General features: G+C 41.2%; 24 protein-coding genes. 9 read left to right on the top strand and 15 right to left on the bottom strand.

The genetic code is table 11. The features are described 5' to 3' along the window. The first annotated feature begins 47 nt into the window (after positions 1–47). Both RMY31_RS18050 and RMY31_RS18045 read left to right on the top strand, forming a co-directional pair. Complete coding sequence (locus tag RMY31_RS18050) at positions 48–491, top strand: thioesterase family protein (RefSeq protein ID WP_322665358.1); 444 nt, start codon at positions 48–50, stop codon at positions 489–491. A gap of 76 nt (positions 492–567) precedes the next feature. Beyond that, positions 568–1,236 carry a glutathione S-transferase family protein gene (locus RMY31_RS18045; RefSeq protein WP_322665356.1) on the top strand — a complete coding sequence of 223 codons (669 nt, stop codon included), beginning with the start codon at positions 568–570 and terminating at the stop codon, positions 1,234–1,236. 34 nt (positions 1,237–1,270) lie between these two features. On the opposite strand, the gene pgmB is transcribed toward RMY31_RS18045, so the two are convergent. Together pgmB and RMY31_RS18035 are read right to left on the bottom strand one after the other, a co-directional pair. Continuing rightward, complete coding sequence (gene pgmB, locus RMY31_RS18040; protein ID WP_322665361.1) at positions 1,271–4,279, bottom strand: beta-phosphoglucomutase; 3,009 nt, start codon at positions 4,277–4,279, stop codon at positions 1,271–1,273. Between the two features lie 36 nt (positions 4,280–4,315). After that, positions 4,316–6,739 carry a sucrose synthase gene (locus RMY31_RS18035; RefSeq protein WP_322665354.1) on the bottom strand — a complete coding sequence of 808 codons (2,424 nt, stop codon included), beginning with the start codon at positions 6,737–6,739 and terminating at the stop codon, positions 4,316–4,318. 1,272 nt (positions 6,740–8,011) lie between these two features. On the opposite strand from RMY31_RS18035, the gene RMY31_RS18030 reads away from it, so the two are divergent. Then, entirely contained in the window at positions 8,012–8,440 is a 429-nt protein-coding gene (locus tag RMY31_RS18030; protein WP_322665351.1) for a HetP family heterocyst commitment protein, read from the top strand. Positions 8,441–8,521: 81 nt separating this feature from the next. On the opposite strand, the gene RMY31_RS18025 is transcribed toward RMY31_RS18030, so the two are convergent. The 11 genes from RMY31_RS18025 to ffh all read right to left on the bottom strand — a co-directional run bounded on the left by RMY31_RS18025 (position 8,522) and on the right by ffh (position 17,070). Continuing rightward, a complete protein-coding gene (locus tag RMY31_RS18025) occupies positions 8,522–8,881 on the bottom strand; it encodes a late competence development ComFB family protein (RefSeq protein ID WP_322665349.1) in 360 nt (119 codons plus the stop codon). 110 nt (positions 8,882–8,991) lie between these two features. Beyond that, entirely contained in the window at positions 8,992–9,375 is a 384-nt protein-coding gene (locus tag RMY31_RS18020) for a beta-lactamase hydrolase domain-containing protein (RefSeq protein ID WP_322665347.1), read from the bottom strand. A 97-nt stretch (positions 9,376–9,472) separates the two neighbouring features. Then, positions 9,473–9,649, bottom strand: a complete 177-nt coding sequence (locus RMY31_RS18015; RefSeq protein ID WP_322665345.1) for a hypothetical protein — start codon at positions 9,647–9,649, stop codon at positions 9,473–9,475. Positions 9,650–10,231: 582 nt separating this feature from the next. After that, positions 10,232–11,554 carry an OmpP1/FadL family transporter gene (locus tag RMY31_RS18010; protein WP_322665343.1) on the bottom strand — a complete coding sequence of 441 codons (1,323 nt, stop codon included), beginning with the start codon at positions 11,552–11,554 and terminating at the stop codon, positions 10,232–10,234. Positions 11,555–11,953: 399 nt separating this feature from the next. Further along, positions 11,954–12,454, bottom strand: coding sequence for a peptide-methionine (R)-S-oxide reductase MsrB (gene msrB / locus RMY31_RS18005; protein ID WP_322665341.1), 501 nt, complete (start codon positions 12,452–12,454; stop codon positions 11,954–11,956). A gap of 182 nt (positions 12,455–12,636) precedes the next feature. Next, positions 12,637–13,041: a ChuX/HutX family heme-like substrate-binding protein gene (locus RMY31_RS18000; RefSeq protein WP_322665340.1), complete on the bottom strand. Its 405-nt coding sequence runs from the start codon at positions 13,039–13,041 to the stop codon at positions 12,637–12,639. Positions 13,042–13,153: 112 nt separating this feature from the next. Further along, entirely contained in the window at positions 13,154–14,107 is a 954-nt protein-coding gene (locus tag RMY31_RS17995) for a PhoH family protein (protein ID WP_322665338.1), read from the bottom strand. Positions 14,108–14,505: 398 nt separating this feature from the next. Further along, a complete protein-coding gene (gene rpsU, locus RMY31_RS17990; RefSeq protein WP_322665336.1) occupies positions 14,506–14,682 on the bottom strand; it encodes a 30S ribosomal protein S21 in 177 nt (58 codons plus the stop codon). Positions 14,683–14,805: 123 nt separating this feature from the next. After that, on the bottom strand, positions 14,806–15,240 hold the full coding sequence (locus tag RMY31_RS17985) for a KH domain-containing protein (RefSeq protein WP_322665334.1): 435 nt from the start codon (positions 15,238–15,240) through the stop codon (positions 14,806–14,808). After that, a complete protein-coding gene (gene rpsP / locus RMY31_RS17980) occupies positions 15,203–15,463 on the bottom strand; it encodes a 30S ribosomal protein S16 (protein WP_214431169.1) in 261 nt (86 codons plus the stop codon). The genes RMY31_RS17985 and rpsP overlap by 38 nt, the downstream gene beginning before the upstream one ends. 143 nt (positions 15,464–15,606) lie before the next feature. Then, positions 15,607–17,070, bottom strand: coding sequence for a signal recognition particle protein (gene ffh, locus RMY31_RS17975; protein ID WP_322665328.1), 1,464 nt, complete (start codon positions 17,068–17,070; stop codon positions 15,607–15,609). 389 nt (positions 17,071–17,459) lie between these two features. Here ffh and RMY31_RS17970 point away from each other — a divergent pair, with 389 nt between their 5' ends. The 6 genes from RMY31_RS17970 (at position 17,460) to RMY31_RS17945 (ending at position 21,532) form a co-directional block, all read left to right on the top strand. Further along, complete coding sequence (locus tag RMY31_RS17970) at positions 17,460–17,615, top strand: hypothetical protein (RefSeq protein ID WP_409878067.1); 156 nt, start codon at positions 17,460–17,462, stop codon at positions 17,613–17,615. Between the two features lie 9 nt (positions 17,616–17,624). Then, entirely contained in the window at positions 17,625–18,500 is an 876-nt protein-coding gene (locus RMY31_RS17965) for a MoxR family ATPase (RefSeq protein ID WP_322665326.1), read from the top strand. 192 nt (positions 18,501–18,692) lie between these two features. Then, entirely contained in the window at positions 18,693–19,220 is a 528-nt protein-coding gene (locus RMY31_RS17960) for a hypothetical protein (protein WP_409878066.1), read from the top strand. Between the two features lie 21 nt (positions 19,221–19,241). Further along, positions 19,242–20,365 (top strand): ISKra4 family transposase gene (locus RMY31_RS17955; protein WP_322665321.1). Its coding sequence is split into 2 segments (ribosomal slippage): positions 19,242–19,398 and positions 19,398–20,365, totalling 1,125 coding nucleotides; the frame shifts between segments, so codons are not numbered across the junction. 173 nt (positions 20,366–20,538) lie between these two features. Continuing rightward, on the top strand, positions 20,539–20,730 hold the full coding sequence (locus tag RMY31_RS17950) for an RNA-binding S4 domain-containing protein (RefSeq protein WP_322665319.1): 192 nt from the start codon (positions 20,539–20,541) through the stop codon (positions 20,728–20,730). Positions 20,731–20,734: 4 nt separating this feature from the next. Continuing rightward, a complete protein-coding gene (locus RMY31_RS17945; RefSeq protein WP_322665317.1) occupies positions 20,735–21,532 on the top strand; it encodes a hypothetical protein in 798 nt (265 codons plus the stop codon). Between the two features lie 159 nt (positions 21,533–21,691). Here RMY31_RS17945 and RMY31_RS17940 read toward each other — a convergent pair whose 3' ends face one another. Further along, on the bottom strand, positions 21,692–23,074 hold the full coding sequence (locus RMY31_RS17940; RefSeq protein WP_322665312.1) for an aminopeptidase P family protein: 1,383 nt from the start codon (positions 23,072–23,074) through the stop codon (positions 21,692–21,694). Positions 23,075–23,285: 211 nt separating this feature from the next. Continuing rightward, on the bottom strand, positions 23,286–23,525 hold the full coding sequence (locus tag RMY31_RS17935) for a hypothetical protein (protein WP_322665309.1): 240 nt from the start codon (positions 23,523–23,525) through the stop codon (positions 23,286–23,288). Positions 23,526–23,763: the final 238 nt, after the last annotated feature.

Below are 23,763 nucleotides of genomic sequence, written 5' to 3'. Positions count from 1 at the left end.
ATTAAAAAGGCCAAACGGTCTTAAAATATAAAACTGTAGGAGAAATCATGCTCATAATTAACAAACAGCACAGACCACTAGAAGTAGAACTAACAATACCTGTAAGGACATATGATATTGACTTTGCAGGAATTGTTAGCAATATTGTTTATATTAGATGGCTGGAGGATTTACGTTTAAAGTTCTTAGACGAACACTGGCAAATAGATAAACAAATCGAACAAGGATATGTACCAATTTTAGCAGGAACTGAGATTGAATATAAACGCCCAATCAAGCTTATTGACCAAGTGATTGGACGTTTATGGCTAAATAATTTAGGGCGACTAAAATGGACTGTGCAAGCTGAAATTTTATCTAACAACGAATTAGCAGCAGTAGCTACGCAGAAAGGTGCATTTGTAAATTTGCAAAATGGCCGTCCTATTGCAATTCCAGAAGAATTACAGAAGAAATATTTAGAGTATCAACAAGTTACTCAGGAAATTTGAATACTGTAAAAACAGAAAAATTTTTGTAATTTTACAAACCTATCGGTCTTTTTTAGGAAATTTGCTCAGGATTTTTATGCTCAAATTTTACTACAATCCCCTATCACCTAATGCTCGTCGTGTATGGCTCACATTATTAGAAAAAGAAATTGATTTTGAATCAGTCTTAATTAATTTAGATGGCGATCAATTACAACCAGATTTTCTAGCAATTAACCCCTTTCATCACATTCCAGTTGTGGTGGATGATGGTTTTCGAGTTGTAGAATCCTTAGCAATTCTAGACTATTTAGAAAATAAATATCCAACACCTGCAATGCTACCTACCAAACCTCAAGACTTAGCAACGGTACGGATGGTGCAAATGGTCACTGCTAATGAATTATTTCCGCAAGTGATTTCACTCATTTATGAAAGTGAAGACTCACCGCAATTTGCACAAGCAAAACAGCACATAGATAAAGTATTAAAATTTTTTACAGGAACTTTAGGCGATCGCACTTTCTTTGGCAGCGAACAGTTAACCTTAGCGGATATCGTTGCTGGAGTAGCAGTATCTTTATTGCCGAGGTTAGGTGTCAATCTCAATGATTACCCTCAGCTTCAAGATTGGTCTGAGCGTCTAATGCAACGTCCAGCATGGCAGAAAACAGAATCAAGTGCAGAAGATTTTGAGCAATTCAAGCGGCGAGTCAAAGTTTTAGTGAAACTGCGTAGACACAAATTGAATCAGGGAAACAAATAGAAGTTGTTGACTGTTAACTGTCATCAGTTATCAGTCAACCATTTTTTTGTTTAGCAGCGTCGTTTAATTTGGCTTGTATATCTGCCCACTTGATACCTGCTAGGCTGGGCAAAACAACATGAGCCGCTCCCACTCGCTCAACTGGACCGAGTCCTACAGCCCACATCCCAGCTGCGAGAGCTGCTTCAATGCCTGCGGCTGCATCTTCGATAACGACAGATTGTGCTGGTTCGAGTCCTAGTTGGTTGGCAGCGTACAGAAATAGGTCGGGTGCTGGTTTGGGTTTCTGTACGCTATAACCATCTGCGATCGCATCTACTTTATCAGCAATGCCCAATCGTTGCAAAACTGTGCGAGCGTTTTTACTCGCTGAACCTATGGCTGTCTTGATACCAGCTTGCCGTAATTCGTCCAAAAGTGCGATCGCTCCTGGTAACAAATCATCTTGTGTAATGTTTTTCAGGAGTTCTACATAGTAACGGTTTTTACGCTCCATCATTTCCTGGATTTGTGCTTCTGAATACTGCCTGTCTTTGACAATTAGCATCAGCGAAGCGCGACGGGATACTCCTCGCAATGCTTCGTTAGCCAGCCGATTAAAGGGTATACCTTCTTCATCTGCTAGTTTCTGCCAAGCTAGATAGTGGTATTCTGCTGTATCTGTGAGAACACCATCTAAATCGAAGATAACTCCTCGGATATCAGGGTTGTGGTTTGCTTCGCTTTCGGATTGGGAAGAGGACGCAAAGAAGGGGAAACGCAAAGACGCGGAGAGTGTTTGTGATAAATTCCCCTTGTCCCCCTGTCCTCCTTGTCCCCTTGTCCCCTTGTCCCCAGTCCCCAGTCCCTGATGTAGATCGAACTCATGCCATTGACCGCGCCAGTGCAACTTAAACTTTAGGCGCGTCCAGTTGTTGGGCAGGTGGGGGTTGGCTACAGGGCCATTTTCTGTCAATTGGATACCACCGAACCCAAAAACTACAACCAGCCATACGCCACCAGCACTAGCCCCATGAATTCCATCTTTGGTGTTACCTCGACTATCTTCGAGATCCACCATTGCCGCCTGCATAAACCGTTTATAAGCTTCGTCTAATTTGCCTAAATCTGCGGCTAAGATGGCGTGAATTGCTGGGCCAAGAGACGAACCATAGGTAATATCAGTGCGGGGTGCATAATAGTCCCAATTAGCCTGTAATGTTTTCTGGTTGTAGGGAAACTCTGCTGATGCTCGCATTAAATAAAGCAGCATCAATACATCTGGCTGCTTGAGTACCTGCCGCCTGTTGGCTCCTTCGATGCCTAGGATAGTTTGCATCGATTTTTGGCGTGGTTCATAGTCCTTCAAGTTGATATCTTCCAATTGGAAAAATCCGTCAAATTGCTCGATTAATCCTGTTGAAGGGTCGTAAGGAATCCACATTTTAGCGATGATGTCTTGCCAGCGCGATCGCACTTCGGAAGTTATTTGCAGTTTCTGTTCTAGGTCTTTAACTCGTTCTGGGAAGGTTTGACGCAACCAATCATAGACTATGAGTGCTTTTTCTAAATGCCATTGCACTATCCGGTTGGTGAAAGTATTGTTGTGTACGAACTCGTGGTATTCATCTGCTCCGATTACCCCACGAATTTCATAGCGATCGGATTGAGAATTATACTCAACTCGGCTACTCCAGAAAATGGCAGTATCTAAGATAATCTCTGCACCGCAGTCTCGCATCCACTCATCATCGCTAGTTGCTTGCCAGTAATACCAAATAGCGTAGGTAATATCTGCACTGATGTGAATTTCGCGATCGCGGCACCAAATCCGCACGTCTTCAGCGTAAAAATCATTCGGAAGTGACCAACGTGGTGTCACCTCATCGCCTGTAACAGCACTTTCCCAAGGATACATTGCCCCCTTATATCCTGAGTGGGATGCTTTGCGTCTAGCGCCATTTAAGGTATGGCAGCGATAACTGAGTAAGTTGCGGGCTACCTTTGGTTGAGTAAAAATAAAAAAGGGCAGAATAAAAATTTCTGTATCCCAAAATATATGACCGCGATAACCAAAACCCGAAAGGGTTTTAGCGGGAATACTTACTCTCTCATCATGCCACGGGGCAGCTATGAGCAGTTGGAAAAGATTGTAGCGCACAGCAAAAGCCGCTGTGGTATCCCCCTCAATTACGATGTCACTTTGCTGCCAAACTCTCTCCCATGCCTGTTTGTGGTCATTAAGCAGTAGTGTGTAGTCTGGCAGGTGCGCGAGTTTTTCTAAAGCTGCGGTGACTGGTGTATCAATATCCCGCGAGGTAAAAACTGTGACAAGTTTCTCTACTGTTATGGTCTGTTGCGCCACCGCCAGGAAGGTTGAGCTCAAGGTAGGATAGCCAGGTGCGGTGTTGACTTGCAACGAAGCTTCAGTTCCCGATATTGTCATTTTAGCCCCCATAGCGAGATCGATCAGAGAATTGCGGGTGCGGCTGTGCAACCAGATTCCATGCTCGGTTTTGCCTTGGTCTATATTTTCCCAGTGATTGAAACCTTGATTTTCTGGATAGCCGTTAATGCTGGCCTGAACTTCAATCAATCCATCAAAATCCAAGGGTGTTAATTGGCAGCGTTGCTCTAACACATGCTCGTCGGCTAAACTGGCAAAGCGTTCAAATTGGATATCTATGGTGTGTCCACTTGGACTGCGCCAACGTATAGAACGACTGAGAATACCATAACGCAAGTCGAGCTGCCGTTCGTACCGCAATATCTCACCCCGGTCGAGATGAAAGCGATCGCCATTGACAATTACTACCAATGGTAGCCAGTCAGGGCAGTTAACTAGTTCTGTGTACACCACAGGAACATCATTATACACACCATAGATAAAAGTAGCTGGCAATGCACGTACATAGCCTTCCTCAAAACTACCTCGTGTTCCCAAATAACCGTTGCCGATTGTGAAAATAGTTTCTCTGGAGTGCAACTTGTCAGGTTCAAACTGGGTTTCTATTAATGTCCAGTCTGTATAAATAAAAGAGCGAGCCAGACTTTTTGTATCCATCATTAACATAGTGACTAAATTATTAATTATTAATTTTTAATTAGAGCGAAGCGACTTGTGCTGTTCTAAAATATTTTCTACTATAGGTTTATAGATGAGATAAAATAAGGTTTCCATATAACGATCCCTGGCTTCATTATTTTCCGGGGCAACAAAGTTCCAAAAACTAAATATTTTGGCAAGCGATAATAGTTGGCTGGTGTGTATTTTCCAAGTGTATCTGTTACGAATTCGCTGAATCATCCACTCTGAAACTTCACTCCAGTATTCTGGTTGAGTATCGCATTGGTTAATAAAATCCAAAATTTGCTGAGCTGTTACTTCTAAGTCTGTAGGGTTAATATGAAATCTGTTATCTCTATCATCAAGAATTTCTAAAGCACCACCAAATTCTGTGGCAAAAGTTGGTAAGCCGGAAATCATAGCTTCTAAAATGCTGCGTCCGAAGGATTCAAAGAGGGCAAAGTGAACATAAATTCCTTGGCGATCGCTGACTACTCGGTAGGCTTCTCCGATTTCATTGCTAGGAAGACGCATCCCTATCCAACGAATATGACCGTAGAGATTATACTGATGAATAATGTCATGAAGTCTTTGGATTTCTTCTGTCTCTTCTGGTTTAGTAACTTCATGTGGATGCAGTTTACTGGTTACGACGATCAGATTACAACGCTCTTGCAAAGCCTGATTTTTGCCAAATAACTCAGCTAAACCAGTATGATTTTTGATAAAGTTGATAGGAGCAATAGCAAGAATTGGGCGTTTGTCAGGATCGTCTAAATGACCAAAGATTTGAGAGTCTTCGCGGTTAAATAGTAGGTCATGAATTTGTGTTGTCAAGCTAGGATCTCGGTCTTGCGTTTGACTGTAGGGGAAGAAGATATCCTCACTAACTCCTGGTGGTACCATATTGAACTTAGGACTAAATAAATTAATCCCATCGACCACATGATATAAATTGGGCATAGTAAAACACTTATAAGACTCGTACTGGCCCATAGTGTCTGGTGTCCCGACAATTTCTTGGCAGGATGAAGTAATGATAAAATCGGCAGCATTCATGCTAATTACATCGGCGGTAAATTGTGCCGAAAAGTGATATTGGTCTTCTAAATCTTGCCAATATAAATTACTAAATAGGTACTTAGGTTTTTCTAGGGAGTGGGCAATGTTGCATTGGGTAACTTTCAGCCTGCGGGATAGGAGAGATGCTACTAAGTTGCCATCGCTGTAGTTGCCAATTATTAAATTAGGTCGTCCTTGGAATTGTTCTAGCAGTTCCTTTTCTGCGTCTTGAGCAAATGTTTCTAGATAAGGCCAAATCTCAGATTTAGAAATCCAATTATTGGTAACTTCAGGATTAAATTCCCGAAAAGGAACGCGCAATATCCAGGCATTTTCAGTATCTTGGACTTTTTCAACGCGCAGATTGCAGTCTGTGCCGTCACAGTTAGGGATGAGTCTGGTAAGAATAATCACATGGGGTTGAATACCCAGCACGTCAAGACCGGCGAGTTTAATTTCTGCTTGCAATTTGTTTTCTAAGCTGCGCGCTTGTTCGAGGACATAGATAACTTGACCGAGTGTTTCATCTCGTCCCAAAACATCTTGTTGACCAACCCAACCGTGTATAGAAATGAGAACAACCCGAAAAACAGCAGGAACGCGGGCAACAAATGCTTCCAGGATGGCAGGTTGTGGGCTGTCAATCAATCGCTCAAGGAGTTCTAAGGTTTCGCACACTCGCACCGCAGTGTTGCCCCATCCTGGTTCAAAACCGAGTTCTTGGAGGTAAAAGCGAAATTCTGCGTAGGGTTCATTAGCGGGACGCTGGCTGAGGAACTTGAGGGCTGGCTTGATTTGTTTGGCGAGGTCGATAGCTGAGTTGATGCGATCGCTAATTAGTAGGGGAATGCCATCGTATTGCAAGTGATGTAATGTTTGAAATATTAGCTCTACCCAGTATTCAGGATCGGTCAATAATTGATCGCACAGGTAACGGTTGAGAAAAGCTAGACCTTGACCAATGTTTCTGGAATCGGAAATCGTAGGAGAAGCTTCGTAAAAGGGATGGAGGTCGATTTCGAGAATGTGGGGTTGGTAGCGATTCACTAGGCGATCGCTCGCATCTAAAAACGCCTGGGGTGTCATCAGCTCGAACTTAAAAAAGTCGAACATCAGTCGCCACACTTCTTGGCTAGCAATCTTCTGTCGGACAACAAACCACGTACTTTCCTCTTCCAGAATCATTTCATGAGTGTAGTGAATTAGTTTGCCAATAGAGGAAGAGTGATAAAAGTAGGCAGGCTTTTGGGATTGCTGACAGTAATCTGCAAAAGTATGGAGAATCTCGTTTCTCAGAAAGTAACGCTTCCCTGAGACGCTTTTTAATGTAGAAAGCAACTGACGTAGAGCAGTTTTTTCATCACTGTCTAAGACAGCTTGGAACAGTTCATACATAACAAATTCCAAAAATATAGCTAGGTCACGACCTCATGGTTCTCTCCTCAACAACTCTGGTTTTACTTCACGGGTGTTCAGAGGTACATTTCCCTTTTAACTTTTGTATGGTAGATAGACCGGAAAGTCTTTTGCTTCTAGCTTTGGTATGAAACCTAAAAAGAATTTTCTCATCCCAATCTAGTCAGTTGTCAGAAGTTGTTCTCTTTGTCTCCTTGTTTCTCCGTTCGCGTAGCGTCTGTAATAGGGGAAGTTCGCCCGGAGGGAAACCGTCTTTACACTTATCTCCCCATCTCCCCCATTGCCCCACCAGTGATACTGACTGTTTCTTCAAAAAAGTGCCAATTTGGCTGAGATGCCTGTTAATTAATAGTATTCTATATATATTAGGCACGTATCTCAGACATAACACTGACTTCGGCGGTTCAAGTATTGGAAATTAGATATTGAGATGGTAATTCTTAATAAGTAAAGGAAGAGTTATGAGTTATACATTTTTTGAATTCAAAACTCAGCAATTGCTAAAGAAACTTTTTGTAATTACTCATCGCTAATTAGCTTGAACAGTCTTTAATAAGTTAGTGCTTAAGTGGATTTATTCAAGTAAACTCAAGACTAAAAGTAACTTCATCATTTAGCTAGCATGGGTTTTGCTGCAAATAAAAACGTAATAGCACTGTGTTTACTATTCAGAATTTTAATAGATATTTAAACAATGCTTGTTTAAAAGTTTAGATTTGTAGTAATTACTAGCTAATTACCTTTAAATTAAAACTTTCAATTTAGTTAACCATAGAATTGAAACAGCAAAAACAGAGTTAATCAGAGATTGATATTTAATACAAATGCGCTAAATTGTGACAAAAAATATAAACTCCAAAACCTGTATTAATTAAGAGAATCTGAATTAGTAATTACAAACTTTTGTCAGTAGTAAATATAATTATAAAAAGCAAAGTCTCTAATTTTTAGACAGTTGCTATGAAACTAACATTCAAATCTCTCTACCAAACTCAATTTTTTCAACATGAAGCTTTGTTTCAAAAAATGTTTGGTCAATTAAATGCCTGTTGCTATTAATAAAGCAAGACAAGATCAAGAAGCGAGGAATGCCTAAGACTTTATTAGGATTAAGAGTTGGAAGGAGCGATCGCTTCATATTTAAATAGGTTAATACCAACTGAAATCTATGATTGACCTATTGCAGAATATCTTAAGAAGGCGGCATCAATCTATAAACCTCTAGTTGAGCAATTTATCTCAGGGTTACTCATGAACTACCATATTTCTTCTCAAAGAAATTTTCACAGTATCATTACTCCTGAACAATTGAATCAAATTATAGCAGCTATTACTGAAGGTAGATATTCCTGGGCTTGTGTGCTGATTTTGCGTTTTGTTGGTTACAATCCACTCCACTTTATTCCTCAACGAACTTACAGCCGTTTAATCAAAGAAAATAGCCAAGTTTCATCTGTGCCCTTATCTACAACTGGGAAGACACCAATAAGTATCAATTCCTCTGTTAATACTTCTAGTAACCTAGCTTCATCTCAGGTTGTGAATAAAATTAATGATTTGAATTATTTAGAAACATCTGATGAAAAACAAGCGAGTCTTGAAAATGCTAATGTACCACTTTACTTAGAGACAAAAATTACAACACTTTATTCATCAAAATCTCATAGAGCGCACAACTAGTACTTGTCCAATGTAGGAGGAGTAGGGGAGATGAGGGGACGCAAAGACAAAGAGAATAACTCCTAACTCCTGCCTACTTCCCTAGCCAAACCAATGCGACGCGACACGAGATGGATCTACTACTTCTGGAATATGGCGGTTAACCTCATGTGCTTGTTCGCACAAAACTTTCTCTATTCCTTGGTGAATTACTGCTTTTATATGCAATGTTTGTTCTAAAAAAGGTCGCAGACAATCTGAGGTTGTGAATACTTGTTTTTCTGCTTCATCAACTGTTATGTAATGATTAGGAATTCTATTTAGAATATAAGCCATTAAAATTTGTCGTAAATCAGGATGTGCAAAAGCTTCTTGATATGGATGATGAGGATAAGTTACTAGAATATTTTCAAGCTCTTGAGTCACTATTGGTATTGTTACATTTACGAGATTTTTAGGCATTTTTAGCACCCCAAATCATTTAAAATTAATGAAATTTTATATAGATTAAATCCATTAATAATATACATAATATAACTAAACATCAAAAAATAATTCAATCAAATTATTAGTTAGAGCAAACCTATTCTAATAGTTATTTGAAATACTTGTTCAAAAGCAATACCCTGTTTTGTTGCGATATACAATAATACTATTGCTGCTGAACGTAGGGAATTATCGCAATGTATCAGGATAGGTTTAGGTAATTGATTAATTATTTTAAAGATTTGAAGTGCCACTTGATGATTAATTTCTTCGGCTTTCGTAGGAAGATTAACATAAAACAAACCTAATATTTCTATTTTCTCTTGCTCGCAATCTAGCATACCTTTTTCATTTGCTAAACGTAGGTTGAGTACGGATTTATAACCATCCTCAGCAATATGTTGGAATTGCTCTGGTGTAATTTGTCCCGCGATCGCTAACTCATTGTTAATCTTCCTAATAGTATTCATTGTACTCACCTTTCAACTAATCAGTGATGAGTTAAAAAAGTTCTCAACTTAGAGAATACTCTGTTGCGGGTGACAAAATGGTTTGCCTATGCCTAATTCAATAATGCTTTTTCTTAGGAGGATCGCCCTCAAAGGGTTGAGTACCTGTTGATGGATAGTTATCATCTCTAGGTCCAAAAATTCTACTGACTGCACCTAAGATGTAGTTAATTACTTGTGAAGTTATTTCTGTAATTGCTTGAATGGTTTGTTGGATGGCGGTAGAGATAGACATATTGTAATTGTTGACTGATAACTAATGACTGTTGACTGTAAACAAATATAAGCAAAATAATTTGTTTGTGAGAGTTCCTTCAACTATTGCTGGTGTTGTTTATGCTCTCAATTTAAAAAAACATTTTGAGGAACTTGTGAGGAAACGCCTAAAGCAATCAATTCATAATTGTAAATTTTAGTAAAGCAACAATCCTACTTTTTATCCTCACAAGTTCCTCAAGTTCATACTAACTTCGGGTTAGAGCTAGAACAGTCTACTAAAGGATGAAGTCAGAAGTATGAAATATGAAAGAGCAAAATTCATCCCCAAAGTAGTTGTTTTAGAAAGGTGAAAAAGATTTTTTCCTACTCCCCACCCCATTCTCTATTTACAAGATAGGCTGCGATCGCGCCCATAACCAGGGCATGAAATTATCTCTTAATCATCAGGAGCCAGTTTCGTGGTGAGGCAGTCCGCTCAAGTCGGGAAACCTGCCCACGCGGCTGCCTCCCCGTTGAAGTAACTGGCATTCAGCAGTCGCTATTTTCAACATATAAGTCTATTGATATCTGCGTTCAGTATGGTAAGTGCGCGATCTAGCTAAAACTGCCAATTTAGTTGAACCCCTACTATATCAACTTCGCTCTCAAATTCACCTTTTAACGTATTCCTTGTGGAGTTTGACTCGTTAATAGGGCTATCGTTGGAGAAAACATGGGTATAACCAATGTCAAAACTGAGTGACTTAGAAGGTCGATAGCTGGCACCAAACCCTAGCAAGGTGCGATCGCCACCAGGCAATCGAGCAGTGACAAATTCATCACTAATAGGGCTAGGATCGTAGGTAACACCAGTCCGTAGTATCAACGTCTCATTAACAGCGTAATTAACTCCAAGCCCAAAACGGTAAGTATCATTCCAATTCTCTGGCTGCACACTATCTGGTTCGTTTGGGTTAGCAAAGGTCACTCGTAATTCCCGAAAACGGCTCCAGTTTGTCCAGGTAACATCACCGACAATCGAAACACGGGGATTGAGTTCTTGGTAAACAGCAAGTGACAGGGTATCGGGCAAATTTAAAACGGCGGTTGCACCTGTGTCTGTGAACCGTCCACCTCGTGTAAGTGCTGTGACACTTGCCGGAACTGTAAAGTCGGCATTCCCTCGGATATCTTGGGTAATGGGAGAACGGTAACTTAAACCAATGCGCGTGCTTTTGGTCGGTTCGTACATTACTCCCAAGTTGTAACCCACACTCCAATCAGAGCCAGTAACTTTAACAAAACCATCTGCTTGTTGAGGTTGGGTAGGTAAGCCTACACTCCGACCAATTGAACCAAAGTCGATCGCATTAGAAAGTTTTGCCTCGGCATATTGTATATTCAGACCCGCACCCACAGAAAAGTTATCTGTCAATTTAGCAGCAATGCTGGGATTGATATTAATAGTGGTGAGACTGGACTCTACCGCTTGGTAACGCCCAACCCAATCTCGGTTATATGTTGTAGCCAATCCAAAAGGAACGTTGATGCCAATACCTGCTTTCACGGTATCCGAAAGGCTCCAGGCAGCGTAGAAGTTAGGCACAACAATATCAACACCTGCATCGCCTCCATTGTTACCGGACAATGGCGCGCCTGTAGCCACAGTAGAACCTTGGTTTTTAAAACTGACTGTGGGAAAAATTACATAAGAAGCCCCAATAATAGAATTGCCTGTTAAGCGAGTCAACCCAGCGGGATTAAAAAAAATGGTGCTGGCATCTTCGGCGCTGGCTGCACCTCCAGCGAAGCCATTTCCCAAACCTTTTACACTTTGTTCATTGAGAGCAAATCCTCCAGCCAATGCTAAGTGTGCTGTACTACTTACCGTTAGTAGCATCAGTATTGGCACTAACGACAACTTTACCCGTAATTGCTGCATCTTACGTTGGTATAACTTTATTTTATGTTTATGTTTTAAGTGCTTATACTTAATTTTCTCCGAAGATGCGCTTATTACAGTAAAAATAATCAAATCTCTGACCGTAAGTGATACCTTTGCGATCGCTTGACTAAGATTCAATACCGTTCGGATAAGGCTGAAAACTAAGGTAGTTTGGGTTGCGCTCCGCTTAACCAAACCTACTTTTTTTATTAACTGAATCGTATTGGACTAAGATTAACTATAAAAATTCATAAAAAATCATCCACATCTTAAATCTAAAGTTGAGATGTGGATGAGGTGCGATCGCTTGCTTTATTCCACCAATTATGATTTCACTAGGCAGTGCCATGTCTGACAACAAGCTGCAAGGATCTATGTAGATATTATCGCGGTATCTCAGGCAGGAATAAACTTCAGCGCGACACCATTCATGCAGTAGCGCTTGCCAGTGGGTGCAGGGCCGTCATCAAACACATGACCCAGATGTCCACCACAGCGATGGCAATGTACTTCAGTTCTGGTCATAAAAAGCGACTTATCTACAGTCATGCCAATTGCGCCTTCAATTGGTTGAAAAAAACTGGGCCAGCCCGTACCACTATTAAATTTGGTGTCAGATGTAAACAGTGGTAGTTCACAGCCAGCGCATAGATAAGTACCATTCACATATTGCTTATCAAGTGGGCTGGTGAAAGCTCGTTCCGTCCCATGTTTCCGCAAGACACGAAACTGTTCCGGCGATAAAGTTGTCCGCCACTCTTCTTCAGGTTTGCTAATTTCAAACTCAGTATTAGAAGTTGCCATGATTTCCGACCTCTGATTGATATTGATATAGCGTGATAAAAAGGCTGCCCCAACTAATACAGCACTAGCCTCTAAAAAATAGCGTTTGTTCATACATCTATTATTTTCTAATTAAGCGCCAATCTACTCTAGTAGAGGAATCCTCCATCACTAAAGTCGGCGATCGCCCTGAATTAGACCTGATAAAGTGATTAAAATCAGCTAAGTATTTGGAAACTGGAGAGGGAAGAAGACGCACAGATGGGGAGACGCGTCTTTTTTCCCTGCTTTTGTTATTAAATCTCTGCTGGTAAAGGTTCCCAGACTTCTCCATATTTCTCCCGTAAAGCCTGCCAAGCTTCTACCTGACCTGGTTCATATTCTCCCGGTTTACCCCATTGCAAAAATAGACTTAAAGCAGGCTCTTGTTTTTCATCTAAAAACCGGATAGCGTAGGTCGTAAAGTTACCCCTTTTTGCTTCACCAGTTTCAAATTTTACCTGAATAATTTTGTCCATATTCAAGTGAAACTCAAATCCTTCGGTGTGCATGTTCGCATACTTACCTTTAGGCAACACAGCATAAAATAGCTTTTCTACCTTGCCGCGTGCTTCTAAGACAGCAGCGCTACTAGTGACAATTAAACGCAAAGTTCCCAGATCTTCGCAAGCTTCTAAAAAGTCTTTCAAATTAGTACTCATAATTTAGTTGTTAGTTGTTAGTAGTAGAGACACGATTAATCGCGTCTGTACAATAGTCAGTTGTTAGTTGTTAGTTGTCATTAGCCACTGACCACTGACCAATGACTACTGACTATTTTTCGTATTGTTCATAAGCAGCAACAATGCGCTGAACTAGAGGATGACGCACGACATCTCGCTGGGAGAATTCACAAAAAGTAATACCTTCAACATGTTTTAAAATTTGCAAAGCCACTGTTAGGCCTGATTGTTGGTTAAGGGGCAAATCGGTTTGGGTAATATCACCTGTAATCACCATCCGGGAACGGAAGCCTAAACGAGTCAAAACCATTTTCATCTGAGCGGGTGTGGTATTTTGGGCTTCATCCACAATCACAAAAGCATTATTCAAAGTGCGCCCCCGCATATAGGCTAATGGTGCAACTTCAATTACACCGCGTTCCATTAAATTGGGGACTTTTTCTGGATCGATGAATTCATAAATAGCATCGTAAAGTGGGCGTAGATAAGGATTAATTTTTTGCTGTAAGTCTCCGGGCAAAAAGCCAAGTTTTTCACCTGCTTCTACGGCAGGACGAGTTAAAATCAGTTTTTCTACTTGGTTGGCTAAAAGTGCTTGCACCGCGACAACAACAGCAAGGTAAGTCTTGCCAGTACCAGCAGGCCCGATGCAAAAAGTCAAGTCGCGCTTACGTATGGCATCAATGTACTGCCGCTGTCGAAAGGTTTTAGCACGAATTTCTTCACCTCGACGAGTTTTGGCTAAGACATCTCGCCGTAATTCTTGTAGTTCGTCTTCTCGATGGCTATCTAGGGCTTGACGAGCTGTTAAAATGTCGGCACTGGAGATAGTATTGCCTTTAATCCAGAGGTCTTCAAGCGATCGCACTAATCGTGAAGCTAGGTCTTTTTGCGCTTCGGTGCCAGAAATGTGTACTTCCTGTCCGCGTAGTACTAAGCTAGCTCCTGTTTGCCGCGATAAAATTTTCAGATTTTCTTCACCATCACCTGCTAGAGCGATCGCACTAGGAATGTTAGGCAGCTGAATTATTAAGGCATCTGCCATAAGTATTTCTTAATTTCTGAGGATGCTGTTTTTGACAAAAGATAATATTTTCCTGACAAGGCGTAAAAGTGTAATTTTTAGAACTGATTTTTATACTATTTTATAATAAATTTTAATACTACTAATTTCGGCAAAAGTTTAATTGATTTTTTTGGTTAAAATTATTACCAAATTTAAAATTATACTTTTGTATATTGGTTAACTCAAGGAATTAGGGATACTGCAATTCTTGACATATTATGATTTAATTTTGAATTTTACCCCAACTCAGGGAAGAAAAGTAGAGACATAAGTACTTGCGTCTCTACTTTGTGTAAATTTGAGCTAAGAATGTCCTCAAAACTTCACTTACAAAATTGACATAGGTTAGCTACTTTAACCAAAGACATTGTTTGTATTTAGTAGCGAACACCTTTGCGTAAGGCTTCAGCTTTGCGTTTACGACGCAAACTGGGTTTTTCGTATCTTTCCCGGCGCTTCACTTCAGATAAAATCCCGGCTTTTTGAATTTTCTTTTTAAGACATCTTAATGCAGAATCAATCGACTCATTTTCTCCTAAACGGACTTCAGCCACTGCTTAGTGTCACCTCCTTACAGAGTTATCTGAAGTGTGAAGTATGAAGTATGAAGTGTGGAATTTTATCCTTTCTCCTTCATCCTTCACCCTTCATCTTGTATCAGATTTGTTCTCTTTAACTTAACGGAAACGGGGTTTAGCAATAGGTCTACTAGGACCATTTCCACCTCGTTCCCTCGTTTTAGGAGGTGGCGATCGCTCTTCCCCGTCTTCATCAAAAGACGTACCTTCTCGGCCTGGAGTAGCGCTGCCGTAAATATCCAAGTATACCGACTGCCCAGCAGCTGCGGCAGCTGCGGCAATTACTGTCCGGATCGCCTGAATATTGCGTCCTCCTCTACCAAACACTTTTCCTTTATCTGTGCTGTCAAAGGCGATGCGAATCCAAGCCCGGTTGAGGGTCTGAGAAATTTCACAATCGACGCTTAAACTTTCTGGAGATTCTAAGAACGGTTGTATCAAAAACCGTACCAGCTCAACGTAGTTAGGACTAGCTGTCACGGATTTGATTTCAACCTTAGGATGCGGCTGGGGCACTGACCTGTTCAAAAACATTAGCTTTTACTAGGATGCGACGGACGGTGTCAGTGGGTTGAGCGCCTTGTTGTAGTCGCTTGACGATGCCGGGAACGTCTAGTCGCACTTCATCAGTTCTAGGATTGTAGAATCCCAGTTCTTCTAGGGGACGACCATCGCGGCGAGCGAGGCTATTAATGGCGATAATGCGGTAGCTCGCTTCCCGCTTTTTACCGTATCGCTTCAAGCGCAGTTTGATCATGGTTGAGGAATCATTCTCCTATTTGTAGTTCTGCTGAAATGCTAATTTTAGCACTAGCTTAAGGTTCACTGCTATTGGTCAAGGGTCAAAAATCAACAGTCAACACTCCAATTAATATTCAACTATTGACTACTGACTATGAACTAAAGATTACCGAAACCTTTTTTCTTTTTATCTTTGTTCTTTTTCTTTTTCGTGCTTGCTCCGCCAGTATAACCTCGCCATCCAGGGGCAGGACGATTTCCTCCACCTGCTAAAGCGTTACCCATACCGCCACCGCCAAACATTCCACCTGGCATACCGGGGAAGCTACCTTGACCCATTTGCTGCATGAGCGATCGCATTTTTTGAAAATCAGCCACGAGTTTGCTCACATCAGATTCTCTATAGCCGGAACCAGAAGCAATTCGTCGCCGCCGACTCGGAGAACTTGCTAATAAATCTGGGTCGTGGCGTTCTTGGCGAGTCATGGAGTTGATCATCGCTTCACAGCGCTTCAACTGGGTTTCTCCCTGCTTCAGTTGGTCATCTGAGAGCTTGTTCATCCCCGGAATCATCTTCATGATGCCTCCCAGCGATCCCATATTCTTCAGGAGACGCAGCTGCTTGAGAAAGTCAGTAAAGTCAAACTTCGCTGACAGGATTTTCTCCTGCATTTTCTCGGCATCTGCCAAGTCAATCTCTTCCTGGGCTTTTTCTACCAAGGTCAAGACATCGCCCATTCCCAGAATTCGGGATGCCATGCGATCGGGATAAAATGGTTGTAGTGCCTCGACTTTTTCACCCACGCCCACAAACTTAATCGGCGCTCCCGAAATCTGCCGCACTGACAGCGCTGCACCACCACGGCTATCACCATCCAGCTTGGTGAGAATCGCTCCAGTAATCCCAATCTGCTCGTGGAAGGTACGGGTGAGATTTGCTGCTTCTTGACCAGTCATGGCATCCACGACTAACAAAGTTTCGTCGGGTTGGACTGTCTGTTTGATGCGGGCTAATTCCGCCATCATGTCTTCGTCAATTTGCAGACGGCCAGCAGTATCGATAATTACTGTATTTACGCCTTCTGCCCTACCACGTTCTACACCTTGGCGGGCAATTTCTACTGGGTCAGCGTCGCTTCCCAGTTCAAAGACTGGCACATCAATTTGCTTACCTAATGTCACCAACTGATCGATTGCTGCTGGGCGATACACGTCTGTCGCTACCAACAAGCAACTACGATCTAACTTACGTAGATGTAAGGCTAACTTGGCAGTAGCCGTGGTTTTACCAGTACCTTGCAACCCAGCCATCAACACAATGGTGGGTTGTTCTTGGGCTTCTGCTAAGGGAACATTTTCTGTTCCCATCACCTGTACCAGCTCATCGTGAACAATTTTGATGAACTGTTGGTCAGGCCGCACGCCAGCAATCACCTCAGATCCCTGAGCTTTGGCTTCAACTTCGCTAATAAAATCTTTGACTACTTGGAGGTTGACATCTGCTTCCAACAAGGCGCGGCGCACTTCCCGCAAAGCGTCTTGAATGTTGGATTGAGAAATTTTATCCTGCCCCCGCAGTTTCTTCCAGGCGGCTTCTAAACGGTCAGATAGAGCTTCAAACATAATGTAATTACAAGTAGTTAGCCAGTGGGGAAGTCAGAACAGCCAATGAATGCGATTCAGAATTCCCTGCAAATTTTAAACGTGCTATTTACCAGCTTAGTAGTTTTCACCCCGACTTGAGCAACTGTATACCTTCCTGTATTTGGGCGATCGACCGTCATTTGTGTAGAAATTTTTATTTTTGATATCTCTACTATCTGGCTTCAAGTCATCATTCATCAAAAATCTACAAGAAAAAGTAATTGAGACAATTGCGATCGCTTACTCTCAATTCCATTAATCTATAAAGAAAAAATAAGATTAAGGTTTATTTTTATTTATACAGAGTATTAAAAACTCATAGATTTTGAGATTTTGGCTGAATCTGTATTTCTCATTTTGTTGTTTCAGTGGTAACTCAACAGAAGACTCATTATTTACCTAAGCTTATACACGAAAAACGTAAAGATGCTGTAGATATCCATAAGGATAACCATATTGGCCATCATCTTTCTATTCTCTGGGAAGATCCTGAGCTATTGCTACCCCATATTGATTATGAATGAAAATCCATTATGACAACCTGGAAAATTTTTAAAGGAACTCCTGAAAAGCCTCACGACGAAATATTACGCTTGCCCGACCCTCCTAGCTGGCGTAGCTTTGATAAAGAAGAAAAAGGTATAACTTATCAAGTGCGAGAAAATGAAATAGAGCTTGTAAATGCAGCACTGTATTTGCGTCGTCCGTTGTTAGTTTCAGGAAAGCCAGGAATAGGAAAAACATCTTTAGCTTATGCAGTGGCTCAAGAATTAAATCTAGGAAAGGTATTGCGTTGGAACATTACTACTCGCTCTAACTTACAGCAAGGATTATATTCTTATGATGCTATTTCAAGATTACAAGATGCTAAAGCTAGGGCTGATGATAATTTAGGCGAAATCGGAAAGTACATACAATTAGGGCCTTTAGGAACAGCTTTATGTCTTTCTTCTAAGGAACCTAGGCAACCTAGAGTATTATTAATTGACGAAATAGATAAAAGTGATATTGATTTACCTAATGATTTATTAAATGTTTTTGAAGAAGGAGAATTTGAGATTCCTGAATTGACAAGGATAGCTGATAAATCTTCTGAAGTTTTTATCCAAACATATGATAACAAGCCCGTAACCATTATCAAAGGGAAAATACAATATAAAGAGTTTCCATCTGTGGTTCTTACTAGTAATGGAGAACGAGAATTTCCTCCTGCTTTTTTACGACGCTGTTTAAGATTAGATTTATCACAGCCAAGCGAACAAGAATTAGGTAATATTGTAAAAGCACATTTTAAAAAAATAAAAGTTTCCGCAATCAAAACAATAAAGTTTATAAAAAAGCCGAGGAACTTATTAATAATTTTTACAACCACTGTGAGAAGGGAGAATTGGCAACAGATCAATTGTTAAATGCTATTTATATGTTAACCAGTACAGCGACTAATGATGATTCTCCGAATCTGGATTTGGAATCTATAGACAATCAGGAAACCAACCATAAAAAAGAAAAGTTAATCGAAAAATAATACAAGTGCTTGTGATTCTACTCCTTATAGACCTGAAGTATTGATTGACCCCAAGGGACAGCGTTTAATTTTATTAGTGAGTGACTGTATTTCTCCTGCTTGGCGAGAAAGGTGGATTAATCCAGTACTAAATTTGTGGGGTAAAACTGGTTTAATTACAATTCTTCAACTGCTTCCCGAACAGCTTTGGGAACGAACATCTCTTGCTTCAGAAGTTGCCGTGCAATTGCGTTCTCTGACACCTGGAACTTTTAATTCTAAGTTGGTTAAAAAAATCTGGGATGAAGATGCAATAGAGGATTCTGATAAATCAGATATTGGAAAAAATCAAGAGTTCATTTCGGTTCCTATCGTCACTCTAGAACCTGAACCTTTGCTTACATGGTCAAAATTTATTGCCTGTTTAGGGAATGTAGAAACAGTAGGATTTTGTTTTTCTGCCTTTGAAAATGGCATTGACCTCAACACAACTCAACAATCCTCAGAACAAGAGGAAGCTAAACTGACTGCAACAGAATTAGTTAATAGATTTCGTGCTACTGCTTCTCCTGTGGGAGCATCCCAGTTTTTTGCAAAGATGGCGAAAATCAGTCAGAATAAGTAAGACGAGTGTATTTAACTACCGATGACCCCAGAACAAAAGCAAGCTCTTCAAGAACATATTCAGGCAATCGCTAAAATATTGTACGAAGATACGTCAAAAGAAAAGCTTGACACACTTGCAGGAATTGAAGAAACAGTGCGGAGTCAAATGCAGAAGCACGTTATGCCAGAAGTAGGGGTTTTTTTATCGAAACAGTTACAGGTACAAGTGCAGGATACCAGCGACGGCTCAAAAGCATCCTTGGAGAGTTACCAATAACGAACAAACAAGCTGTTGAGTTAAAAGTCGCAGCGAGTACCCAACTGAGTCCATATCTAGAAACTTGTTGTTTAAGGGTAAGTGCGAATGTCAGCTATGAAGATGCGGCATCAGACGTTGAATATTTTACAGGCGTACAAGTTTCTCATAGCAGCCAACAGAGATTAGTGCATCGTCAGAATTTTGAATTACCGATATCAAAACAGACAATTGAAGAACTAAGTGTTGATGGTGAGTCCAGCCACACGTGCGGCTATGCCGCCGAGTGGACTGGCGAACCCCGAAGGGGTGGCAACATCCGTGTGCGGACTCCTAAAGGTGAAATAAGTGCTTGGCTGGGATATAAAGTTATTAGCTTACATCACAATGAAACCGTTGGAACCTCATTTCAAGATAATCAGGTTTTGATCAATTGGGTTAATGAACAACCACTAGCCAACACAGTCACTTGTATCGGTGATGGACATGACGGCATTTGGAATATCATTGACCAACTAGCCCCTGATGTTCAACGTCGGGAAGTACTTGATTGGTTTCATTTAATAGAAAACCTCCATAAAGTTGGGGGTTCACAAAGGCGGTTGAAACAAGCACAGACTTTACTATGGAAAGGTCAAGTTGAGGCTACTATTGCCCTATTTACCGATTGTAAAGGTAAACAAGTACAAAACTTTTGCCGTTATCTGGATAAGCATCGTAATCGTATTATCAATTACGAATATTATCAAGCTGAACAAATTTGTTCAATTGGTTCTGGTTCGGTTGAATCTGCCGTTAAACAAATTGACCGTCGAACAAAGATTTCAGGCGCACAATGGAAACGAAAAAATGTGCCTCAAGTCCTTGCCCATCGCTGTGCTTACCTCAATGGATTATTGTCGGTTTGAGCTACTTCAAAAACTGAGATGCTCCCGACAATACATCACTTATCGCTATGACTAGCAACACTTTAATTTAACTCGCAGTATTCACCTCTCAGGTATTAACTGGCAAATTTATGAGAACTTGCTAGTTGATTTAAGTACTAGTCGTAGCAGCCAAATTTAGCACAAGTCGTAACATGATTAAACTCGACCAGTTTTTAAAGTTGGTAGGTATAGCTCCAACTGGAGGGCAAGCTAAACTGATGATTATTGATGGTGATGTAAAAGTCAATGGCACAGTTGAAACCCGACGAGGACGAAAATTAGTATCAGGCGATCGAGTTACAATAGAAGGGCAAACTTTCAATGTAGGGGACGTAATACAATAGAGCGATGTCTATTATGTGCGATCGCAGTATTGAGGGCTTTATTCAACTGATTGCCCGCTACCGCCCAAACTTCCCTCAAGAAATTCAAGGAGCTTCTGTAGCACAGATAGATGCTTTTGCTGAGCTTGTCTATCAAGTCTCAGCGCTGACTTTGCCATTAGATTATCGTAATTTTCTGTTGAGAATGGGTGTAGCTGCTCCTGGGTTCGTTGTAGACACTTCTCAAAGCGGGTGGGGCGAACGCGTGCCTTGGTGTGCTTTTGTGGAGGATGCTTCACCGGATCTGGAAAGTTTATACGAGTACTATAGTTATCAGTTGGAAGATGGGGAAAGTCCGCCACCTCAATGTTTGGTTGTGGGGGTTTTTGGATTGCATTGTCAAGAAGTTTTCTTGGAATGTCACAAAGATTTAGCAGGTCGGGTATTCAGCCAGATATCTAACTCCAAGGTATTCTGGTCGGAAAGTTGGGTTGGACATCTCTACAAGCAGGCATTCCGTTACATTATTAGCAATCATATGCAGATACAAGCCCAGAGCCTCATCAATCGGGAAGCAGCCTCTGAACTAGCTGAACTAGCACGCATCTATGGCTTGCAGGTTATGTGGTTTAGCGATACGTTTGACTTCTGTGCGGCAAGTCTCGATTTGGAGATTTTGCTATACATTTCCAGCTATGCAACTTCTCCTAGGTTCTATTTAGCAGGCAAGAAGCAATCTTGGTCATGGATTCCCAATCGTCGTGCCAGTTCGGCTGTTGCCGATTTCTGGCAGTTTCTAAAGCGCTCAGAGGTAAATAATTAGATTAATTAAAAAAGAAAAGCTACAGATTCAAACCTGAAAACCCAGAATCAATCTGAGTAAGGGTGCAAAGCTTTGCGCCCCTTCATTACAAATTATCCTACCCTGCGGGAATGCCTGACGGCGCAGGGATGACGCTCCTGTGTGGCTCACCGTACTGCCTCATGAATTAGTAAGATTTTCTATAGTATCAAGATCGTTTGGTAATGCGGCTGTTAAAACTTCACTGCCTGATGCTGTAACTAAAACATCATCTTCAATACGAATACCTCGGACATCAGCAAATTCAGATAAACGCTCCCAATTGACGACATTTTGATATTTTGAACGCAGATTAGTATCATTTAAAATTGCTGGTACTTGATAAAAACCTGGCTCAATTGTGACTAACATTCCCGATCGCAAGGGACGATTTAAGCGCAGGTAGCTCAAACCAAAGCGATCGCTTCTTTGACGGTCTTCTTCATATCCTGCTAAATCCCCCAAATCTTCCATATCATGGACATCCAAACCCAGTAAATGACCGATACCGTGAGGAAAAAAGAGCGCGTGGGCATCCATTTCTACTAAATCTTCAGCATTTCCTTGCAGAATGCTTAAATCTACCAAACCTTCAGCTATGACTGTGGCAGCTAGCAGATGAATATCGCTATACTCCACACCAGGACGTATTTTAGCAATGCAAGCATCATGAGCTGCCAGCACAACATTATAAATATCTTTTTGAGTGGGTGAAAACTTACCAGCAACGGGCCAAGTGCGGGTGACATCAGCTGCCCAACCCATCTCGGTTTCAGCGCCGACATCAGCCAGCACTAAGTCATTTGATTGCAGAGGGTGATGATATTGGTCGTTATGCAAAACTTCACCGTAAACGGTCACAATACTGTTGTAAGAAGTAGTCATATTATTCGCAATGATTACTCCTTCCATCGCTGCCCGGACTTCTGCTTCCAGTTTTGCTTTAGGTGTCGTTGCCATACCGGCTTTGTGGGCTGCAACAGTGACAGCAGCGGCTTTTCGCAACTCAGCCAATGCCCCTTCATCATGGACAAGGCGCAGAGAAATAATTGCCTTGGCTAACTCTAAGTCAATTCCTTGGAGTGGATTTTGCGGTAAAACCCATCTATTCAAAAGCTGTGATTGTTGCGTCCAAGTGGCAGCATCTTGTACAGCAATTGTGGCTGCATCTTCTACCCAAAACTCTAATTCTGACATTGGTCTGGCAGCATCCGCCCCAATTTTTTGGGCAATCTCGTCTCGCTTCGGCATTTCTCCATGCCAAAGGGCACTGCTAGGTTTGGGATCTTCCATGAATAGTTCTAGCTTGCTCGATTCTAGTCGAATTGCCGCATTTGGCAGTGGTAGCCCAGCAAAATAAAGGAAATGACTGCTAGAACGAAACGGAAAAACATTTGCTGGAAAGTTACGCGGACTGCTGCTACCTGACCAAAGAATTGCAGGAAAATCAATCAGGTTGGCCAGTCGTTGTCGTCTGTAGCTTAGAGTATCAGCCAGTGAACTACAAGTGTTGTGGATAACCATAAATAAAACTTGAACAAAAGGATAAAGGGCGTTGCTGAATAATGGGATGATTGAGACTGACACGGAGAGAAGTGGCGTGCGGGGGTTCCTCCCGTTGAGCAAACTTCAGAGGATGCAAAGACGCACAGACACAGTGATTCTTGTTGATGCAAATTCCAAAATCATTCCGCAATTATGCAACGCCGGATAAAGATTATATTTACGCCTTTATTTAGTCTTTATCGTCTTTCTCATCATTACTATCATCTTTCTCATTGTTGCTATTATCTTGTTCGTCGTCGTCGCGATCGTTCTGGTTAAGCTGTTGGGCTGGTTCATTTTGCTCATTTGGAGTCGATCGCCGTTCCTCAACACCGCAGCTAACTAATCCTCCTAAAATAAGCGCTAAGTTGAGAGCAGCAAATATTACCCCAATGATTTTTATACTCCAGTTTTTGTTTGTATTTAACATTAACCATAACTCCTGGAGATAACATTACTAATTTCTAAGGTACTACATAGACGCGTAGCGGTGAGTTCCACACTTCGCAAGTTCCTCAAAATCTGACTATAACCCTCTTTTATCACTTTGGGAGAACCCAATCGCTGAAAGCCTTTCGAGGCTTTAATTTCTAAGTTTTGGCTATAAATTTTAGTTACTGTTAGAAAATAAAGGCTCAAAGCTTGACTCAATCAAAGTTTCAGAATCT

It is taken from the genome of Dendronalium sp. ChiSLP03b, from assembly GCF_034531165.2.
Lineage (GTDB): Bacteria > Cyanobacteriota > Cyanobacteriia > Cyanobacteriales > Nostocaceae > Dendronalium > Dendronalium minutum.
Note: the sequence above shows the minus strand (reverse complement) of the source record. Positions and strands in the feature narration are given on the sequence as shown.

Excerpts from the sequence above, each read along its gene's own strand:
- RMY31_RS18050 (WP_322665358.1), top strand. The coding sequence starts at position 48 with ATGCTCATAATTAACAAACAGCACAGACCACTAGAAGTAGAACTAACA.
- RMY31_RS18045 (WP_322665356.1), top strand. The coding sequence starts at position 568 with ATGCTCAAATTTTACTACAATCCCCTATCACCTAATGCTCGTCGTGTA.
- pgmB (WP_322665361.1), bottom strand. The coding sequence starts at position 4,279 with ATGGATACAAAAAGTCTGGCTCGCTCTTTTATTTATACAGACTGGACA.
- RMY31_RS18035 (WP_322665354.1), bottom strand. The coding sequence starts at position 6,739 with ATGTATGAACTGTTCCAAGCTGTCTTAGACAGTGATGAAAAAACTGCT.
- RMY31_RS18030 (WP_322665351.1), top strand. The coding sequence starts at position 8,012 with ATGAACTACCATATTTCTTCTCAAAGAAATTTTCACAGTATCATTACT.
- RMY31_RS18025 (WP_322665349.1), bottom strand. The coding sequence starts at position 8,881 with ATGCCTAAAAATCTCGTAAATGTAACAATACCAATAGTGACTCAAGAG.
- RMY31_RS18020 (WP_322665347.1), bottom strand. The coding sequence starts at position 9,375 with ATGAATACTATTAGGAAGATTAACAATGAGTTAGCGATCGCGGGACAA.
- RMY31_RS18015 (WP_322665345.1), bottom strand. The coding sequence starts at position 9,649 with ATGTCTATCTCTACCGCCATCCAACAAACCATTCAAGCAATTACAGAA.
- RMY31_RS18010 (WP_322665343.1), bottom strand. The coding sequence starts at position 11,554 with ATGCAGCAATTACGGGTAAAGTTGTCGTTAGTGCCAATACTGATGCTA.
- msrB (WP_322665341.1), bottom strand. The coding sequence starts at position 12,454 with ATGAACAAACGCTATTTTTTAGAGGCTAGTGCTGTATTAGTTGGGGCA.
- RMY31_RS18000 (WP_322665340.1), bottom strand. The coding sequence starts at position 13,041 with ATGAGTACTAATTTGAAAGACTTTTTAGAAGCTTGCGAAGATCTGGGA.
- RMY31_RS17995 (WP_322665338.1), bottom strand. The coding sequence starts at position 14,107 with ATGGCAGATGCCTTAATAATTCAGCTGCCTAACATTCCTAGTGCGATC.
- RMY31_RS17985 (WP_322665334.1), bottom strand. The coding sequence starts at position 15,240 with ATGTTTTTGAACAGGTCAGTGCCCCAGCCGCATCCTAAGGTTGAAATC.
- rpsP (WP_214431169.1), bottom strand. The coding sequence starts at position 15,463 with ATGATCAAACTGCGCTTGAAGCGATACGGTAAAAAGCGGGAAGCGAGC.
- ffh (WP_322665328.1), bottom strand. The coding sequence starts at position 17,070 with ATGTTTGAAGCTCTATCTGACCGTTTAGAAGCCGCCTGGAAGAAACTG.
- RMY31_RS17965 (WP_322665326.1), top strand. The coding sequence starts at position 17,625 with ATGACAACCTGGAAAATTTTTAAAGGAACTCCTGAAAAGCCTCACGAC.
- RMY31_RS17950 (WP_322665319.1), top strand. The coding sequence starts at position 20,539 with ATGATTAAACTCGACCAGTTTTTAAAGTTGGTAGGTATAGCTCCAACT.
- RMY31_RS17945 (WP_322665317.1), top strand. The coding sequence starts at position 20,735 with ATGTCTATTATGTGCGATCGCAGTATTGAGGGCTTTATTCAACTGATT.
- RMY31_RS17940 (WP_322665312.1), bottom strand. The coding sequence starts at position 23,074 with ATGGTTATCCACAACACTTGTAGTTCACTGGCTGATACTCTAAGCTAC.
- RMY31_RS17935 (WP_322665309.1), bottom strand. The coding sequence starts at position 23,525 with ATGTTAAATACAAACAAAAACTGGAGTATAAAAATCATTGGGGTAATA.